Below are 6,827 nucleotides of genomic sequence, written 5' to 3' on the forward strand. Positions count from 1 at the left end.
TCCGCGCTCTGCGTCGCGTTCGGCTGGAGATCATGCAGATAGTTGACCGCACGCTGGGCATGGGCCGCTGCGGCAAAGATGAATCGCTTCTCGTTCCTGAGAATCTCGAGCCAACTCGCAAGGTAACTGGCGTGATCTGGCCGTGGCTCGAGCTCGGGGACGATGCCGAGATCGGCGGCCAGAAAACAACCCCCGAGGTCAGCGACCAGCTCTTCGTGGGCTCGGAACGAGCGATCCTTGTGATAACGCGAGAGGTTGCGATCCAGCCGCTTTTCCGACCCGACCCAATGGATCATTTCGTGTCCGAGGGTCGCATAATAGCTAGGCCCGTCGCGGAAACTCTCGAACGGAGGCATTTGCACCACATCGAGAGCCGGATTGAAATACGCCTTGTCGCCACCGTGGCGGATGACGGCTCCGGTATTTTCGAAGAAGGCATCCGCGTGTTCGATCTGCTCCACCGGATCCGACACCGGCGCGGGATTGCCGTAATACTGCGCGGGCAAGCCATCGATCTGGTCAGCACAAAACACGGTATAGGCCTTGAGGAACGGAATCCCGCGCTCGACCTCTTCGCCATGGGCATCGGTTTCGGTGCGTATGATGCGGCTGGCGTAGACAACCATGGAGCCGGTCTCGCCTTTGCGGACATGACCGCCCAGCTCGACGCTCTGCTTGAACGTCATCCAGGTCGGGGAAACAAAACCCCTCGAAACCGCCTCCGACCAGAGCAGCAGGGTATTGATCCCCTGATATGGCAATCCATTGTGGCGCAACGGGCGCGTGATACGCCCCGTAGTGTTCGCCGCGCTCCACGGCTTCACCCACGGCCGCACGCCCTTCTCCAGCTCCGCGACGATGCGGTCGGTGATCTTCGCGTAGATATCGACGCGGGATTTGTTGCTCTTCCTGTCCATTTGCCGAACCTCCATTCGAGGCCGCGCCAACCGCGGCCGTCACGAGGTCCGACAGCGCAGTACCGCAGGTCCGCGAACCCGCAGAAGATCAACCGGAAGGAAGGGAGACGTCGCTTGAGGGCCGCAACGTTAGTGGAGGACGGCGAAGCCGTTTAGCGGAACGAGGACCGGAGCAGGACCAACATTCGTGACGACCAGGGTTGGCCGGCCGGCCGAGGTGGTCTTCCTCCTTTTCTCATGTATTTCTTTTAGGGAACCACCGTTGAGCACCGGCTTGGATGGATCGTCGACCCGCCAGTCAGGCTTGGTCTCCAGACCCGTCTCCCGGATCTCCTTCATCAGCACCCTGCGATCAGCACGAATATTCCAAGCGCAGATTTGGGGGTGGAGAGGGGACCCTCTCCATTCTTGCATAGCTGCACTGCACAAAATGTGTTTGCGCATCGCACAACTTTTAGCCATTAAGCCTACAGCTGATGCACGCGATGGTCTCCTCCCATTCCATCGTATCAGCTGTTCCCCTCTGAAGGTTTTGACCTTCACACCTAAAGGGCCTCGGTTTTCCGATGGCCCTATTTTTTTGGCGGTCGAAACGTCGTTAGTTGCCTTCGTTACGGTGTGGAACGCGGCGAGATCGCCGGTTCAGCCAGCATGCTTTGGGTGCCATTTCTGCCTGGCGGAATCGACCCCTTCCGCCAAAAGCCTGACCTTTGCCAGTCTTCTACGGGTAAGCGTTCGCGCCAAAGGTTCAAAGCCGCGTCCGTAACATTCAACAATGAAAGACAGCGTCATCAGATCGAGGAGAAAGTCGTCGATCGCATGTGTGAGCGCATCAGACCTTTGTTCGAATTGAAGCGGCAAGGCGCGCGCCTCTTCGATCGCGGCCCGGCAATCGTCTGCCTCTATCAGGGCGTCAATCCTATCAAGGATCTGCAAGCATTCCTCACTCTCCCCAAGTCACACTCAGCGCAGCGAACGCCGCTGGTGAGTGCGTTTTCAACGAAAGAACATGGTCGCGTCTCGCCAAAAGGCATCGCTCGGCAAAGTGGCCGTTGATGAAGCATGCCGCGTCAAACGACAAGCAAGAATCCGGTAGATGATGTCTTCGAAGGCGAGGTCAGCCTCGCGGGTCTGCGTCTCGTCCGCAAAACTGGTCAGAAGCCTGTGGTCGCATTCGTCGGAGGCAAAAGAGTTTCTCTCAATTCTGCCTGCCGCCACGGTTCAGTCGAGATTACATGCGAGACGGCCGATAACACAAAGCAAAGGCGCGCAAAAAATGAGTAGAGTGGCTGGATCAGTTGAAGATTTGGCTGCGCCGACGACGTTTGCGCCACTTATGCAGCCGACCTTTCGTTCGATCTGGCTCGCCACCCAGGTCTCTTCTCTCGGCTGGTTGATGCAGACTGTCGCCATCAGTTGGCTGATGGCAACGATCTCGACTTCCGATCTGATGGTTGCGCTGGTGCAGGCTTCATCGAACCTGCCCGCGTTCATCTTGTCCGTGTTCGCCGGGGCTCTCGCCGACAATTACAGCCGTCGCAGGGTCATGTTCGCCGGGAGGTGCCTATGGTGATAGCCTCCGCGATGCTGACCGCTGTTGTGGCGCTGGGCTTTGTCAGTCCGTGGATGATCCTCGGCTTCAGCTTCTTGATCGCATGCGGCGGCGCTCTCCACGATCCCGCCTGGCAAGCCTCGGTTGGCGATATCGTCGACCGACGCGATGTCCCGGCTGCCGTGACCCTGCTCTCCGTCGGCTTTAACACGGTCCGGACCGTCGGCCCGGCACTCGGCGGCATCGTGGTTGCCTCGTTCGGGCTTTTGGTAGCCTTTACCGTGACCACGCTCACCTATCTGGTCCCTCTTGCCACCATATGGCGCTGCAAGTGGAAGGTTCGCTCTTCGCCTCTTCCACGCGAGTCGATGAGGACGGCGATCTATGACGGGCTGCGCTTCACGGCGATGTCATCCGAAATCAAGGCGGCGATCGCCCGCGGAACGCTTTTTGGCCTGGCGAGCATCGCCATACTCGCGCTGCTGCCGCTGGTTGTCCGCGATCAATTGGGAGGAGGACCGCTCGCCTATGGCACGCTCATGGCCGGCTTCGGGACAGGCGCCGTTTTCGCCGGCATCTCCAACAGCACATTCAGACGGAGCTTGTCGCAAGAACGGCTGATGAGGCTCTCCTGCGTCGCCTGCGCGGCGTGCTCTCTTTCCCTGGCGCTGACCTCTTCGATTGCAGTGGCGGCAATCGCGCTCGCCTTGGGCGGCGCCGGTTGGGTCACCGCCTGGTCCGGGGTTGGCGTCAGCGTGCAGCTGGCCAGCCCGCGCTGGGTCGTGGGACGCACCATCTCGATCTATTATGCTTTGATAGACGGCGGCATCGCGGCCGGCAGCTGGGTATGGGGCACGGTTTCTCAGAACCATTCATTGACCTGGGCGCTGGAGGGCTCAGCTGGTGCCCTGTTGCTCGTCGCCGCAGCCGGCGTTCTGTTTCCTCTGCGCGAGCGCCGCGAGTCGGAGCCCGATCCTTTGGAGGAATTCGACGCCCCAGCTGTCGCTCTCAATTTGAAGCCGAGAAGCGGCCCGATCGTGGTCAAGGTCGAATATCTGATAGCCGAGAAAAATGTCGAGGCCTTCCTCGACCTCATGCGGCAGCGGAGGCATGTCCACAGCCGCGTCGGTGCTCGGAATTGGACGCTGCAGCGCAATCTTCAGAAGCCTATGCAATGGACGGAGACATTCCGCACGCCGACCTGGACCGACTACCTTCGCTTAAACCATCGTCTCACGGAAGTAGACAAGGAACTGGACGAGCGTATTTTCCAGCTGCACGCGGGAGAGGCAGCGCCTCAAATGACGCTTTCGATCGAGCGGCCAACAAGCTCGGCCCGCAAGCGCGCAATCCTCCCACTTCCCCGGCATTGAAGCCTGAAAGTAACATCTGGGCACCAGCGATCGCTAATTTAGGCGCCTCAAAGGGTGTGGGGCGGACGCGGAAGAACCACCGGGATTCGATAGTCAGCGGCGCAGATCTACAAGAGGCAGTCTCGCACGCGTGGTTCCCAATATCCTGTGTCCGCCATACAGAAGGCGAAGACCAATTCCTGCTTCATAGTGCTCTCGGCACATTGCATTGGCGTGGCTTGTGCTACCCGGCGATGCAAACGCCCATGATTGGTATACGGGCAAGACTGATCCCGTGCTTCACTTTGACTGCTGCGGAAACAAGGATTGCCACCCGATCGATTCCAACGACGTCAGTATGACTAAAGACGGCTATTTCGTCAGGCTGCCGCGCCCCGCTTACTTGAATGAACCCCAGGAAGCGGAGTGGTTTATCCCCAGAGAACGTGTCCAGACCTCGCCTGATGATCGATACCATATCTGCGAGCGTCTAATGACGTTTTATCGAACGATCATTCCCCATATGAAGTTCGAGGCCTATCACAGATTCAGATGGACGTGCTTCTTCGCGTGGGGCACAAGTTCAATCCAGCCGGAATGAGATCTACTTCCTGCTTTTGATCCACTGCCAATCGGTCGGATACGGATCTACAGTTCGCTGCCTCCGGGCGCGTGCTGGCGGGCTGTAGCGCAAAGGGACCCCTTGTACGCGTGCCTCGGTTCCTGCGTGTCAGCCCAAACTGATTTCGAGCTCGAGCAAGCATCGGTCAGAACGCCGCCCGACAAACCGCCACGGTTTGAACGAGACATGCCCCAAATCAGCATTGGAGGCGAACAGCGTTTCCCTCGGGCGGCAAAGAACAGTATCCAATCCTTTATCGTCTACAGAATTGATAGACATACTGAACGGAGAAAGTAGGGACCATTTCCAAAATTGGAGTGAGACGATGACGTTAGCAGTGGAGAGATTTTCGAGAAGACGGTTTGGTGCATTGGTGACCGCTTTGGCGGTGACCTTCGCTTCTGCCTCCCCTTTCAGTGCCCATGCGGGTAGTCCGGACTCCGGCAAGCTGCCAACCAAAATCCCGGAGGGCACCGTGCTTCGCATCGGCGATCCCGAGACGCAAAGGGCACTGGAACTCTCCGGCCTCATCGATCAACTGCCTTTCAAGGCCGAATGGGCCAATATCAGCGGCGGTCCACAGACAATCGAAGCTTTTCGCGCCGACGCGTTGGACGTCGGATCCGTCGCCGACATCCCGCCTATCCACGCGACCTGGACGGGGCTCAAGGTCAAGATCATTGCCGCGAAGTTCCGCAAGGATCCCGTTGCGCATCCAATTTATCAACTCGGCATTGCGCCGGGCGTCGAGGTCAAGACGCTGGCGGATTTGCGCGGCAAACGGATCGCCTTCAGCCCCGGTCAGGCACAAGGCGCGTTGGTGCTGAGGGTCCTGCAGGCCGCCGGCCTGAAAAAGGAGGATGTCAATCTCATCGAACTGCCCAGCAAAGGCGATGCCTATCCCGTGGCACTTGCCAGCAAGCAAGTCGACGTCGCCCCAATCTGGGGCGTTCTCGTCAAGCATTATCTGCACCAGTATGGCGCCGACGGCGCCACCACCATCCCACACGGCTTACGCGATGATCCCGACCATCTCTATGCCCCGCAGGCCGTGCTCGACGACCCGGCCAAAGCTGCCGCTCTCGGCGAATATGTGCGCTACTGGGCACTTGCGACCCGATGGGTGCAGGAACATCCGAAAGAGTGGATCGAGGGTTACTACGTCGCCACCCAGGGCCTCAACGCAAAAGATGGCCAGTATCTCGTCGACGCCGATGGACAGTTCGACATCCCGTCCGACTGGAACGATGTGATCACGCGCCAGCAGGCAACGATAGATCTCCTGGCCAGCGAACTGAACAAGCCCACGATCAAGGCCGAGGATCTTTTCGACAGGCGCTTCGAGACGATCGCCGCAAATGCGCTGAACGCGTCCTGACGCCCGCTTCCCAAGACTGGAGACGACGCAGATGAACGCAATCTCAAGTACCGCCGCGGTTGCACTTCCCATTCACTACGCATCAGATGAAAGGGGGTTGATTCCGCCCGCTGTACAGGCCCGTAAGACCGCGACGGGGCGTCGCCTGGCGCTTGGGCGAGCGATCCCGTTGGGCGCGCTGATCGGGCCCGCACTTCTTCTCGCGATCTGGTCCGTCGGCAGTATCGCCGGCCTGATCGATCCAAGAACGCTGCCGGCGCCTTGGTCGGTTGTCGGCACTGCCGTCGATCTCATCGCCGAAGGGAAGCTTCAGGAGCACTTGATGACGTCTGCCTGGCGGGCAGCACAGGGCCTGGTGTTCGGCATCCTAATCGGGACGATACTTGCTCTCATTTCTGGTTTGTCCCGGCTTGGCGAGGCCATCATCGACGGCCCCGTTCAGATCAAGCGCGCGATACCGACGCTCGCTCTGATCCCGCTGCTGATGCTGTGGTTCGGCATCGGCGAGGGCATGAAGGTGACGGCCATCGCGCTGGCTGTGCTGATCCCGATCTATATCCAGACCCACAGCAGCTTGCGCAGCATCGACAGCCGTTATGTCGAACTGGCCCAGACCTTGCGGATGGGCTACGGCGAATTCATCCGCCAGGTCATCCTGCCGGGCGCCCTTCCAGGCTTCTTCCTTGGCCTGCGTTTGGCGGTGACCTATGCCTGGCTGTCTCTGGTGGTGGTCGAACAGGTCAATGCCACGAGCGGCATCGGCTACATGATCGATCTCGCACGCAACTACGGCCAGACTGACGTCGTCATCGTCGGTCTCGCCGTCTATGCGCTGCTCGGTCTCGCCTCCGACGGCATCGTCCGCTTCTTCCAGGAAAGGTCGCTGTCATGGCGTCGCACCTTGGCGGATTGAGCGGCGCGCCCGTGGTGCGGGTCGAGAGCCTTGTGAGACGTTTCGGGCCGCGAACCATCCTTGACGGCCTCAGTCTCGACATCGAGAAGGGAG

Annotated in this window: 5 protein-coding genes and 1 pseudogene; 4 read left to right on the forward strand and 2 right to left on the reverse strand. The window is 59.5% G+C overall.

The features are described 5' to 3' along the window. Both EN749_RS27525 and EN749_RS27530 read right to left on the reverse strand, forming a co-directional pair. On the reverse strand, positions 1-917 hold a 917-nt coding region (locus EN749_RS27525; RefSeq protein ID WP_128364344.1), incomplete at its 3' end, for an ArdC family protein. A gap of 129 nt (positions 918-1,046) precedes the next feature. Next, a complete protein-coding gene (locus EN749_RS27530) occupies positions 1,047-1,256 on the reverse strand; it encodes a hypothetical protein (protein WP_128364345.1) in 210 nt (69 codons plus the stop codon). 279 nt (positions 1,257-1,535) lie between these two features. On the opposite strand from EN749_RS27530, the gene EN749_RS27535 reads away from it, so the two are divergent. From EN749_RS27535 to EN749_RS27550, 4 genes and pseudogenes are all read left to right on the forward strand, one after another. After that, entirely contained in the window at positions 1,536-1,973 is a 438-nt protein-coding gene (locus EN749_RS27535) for a hypothetical protein (RefSeq protein ID WP_128364346.1), read from the forward strand. A gap of 280 nt (positions 1,974-2,253) precedes the next feature. Continuing rightward, positions 2,254-3,842, forward strand: a pseudogene (locus tag EN749_RS27540) (MFS transporter). Between the two features lie 803 nt (positions 3,843-4,645). Next, a complete protein-coding gene (locus EN749_RS27545; protein WP_245491510.1) occupies positions 4,646-5,821 on the forward strand; it encodes an ABC transporter substrate-binding protein in 1,176 nt (391 codons plus the stop codon). A gap of 31 nt (positions 5,822-5,852) precedes the next feature. Further along, positions 5,853-6,734, forward strand: a complete 882-nt coding sequence (locus EN749_RS27550) for an ABC transporter permease (protein ID WP_128364347.1) — start codon at positions 5,853-5,855, stop codon at positions 6,732-6,734. The last annotated feature ends 93 nt before the right edge of the window (positions 6,735-6,827 follow it).

It is taken from the genome of Mesorhizobium sp. M7A.F.Ca.ET.027.02.1.1 (assembly GCF_004022985.1).
Lineage (GTDB): Bacteria > Pseudomonadota > Alphaproteobacteria > Rhizobiales > Rhizobiaceae > Mesorhizobium.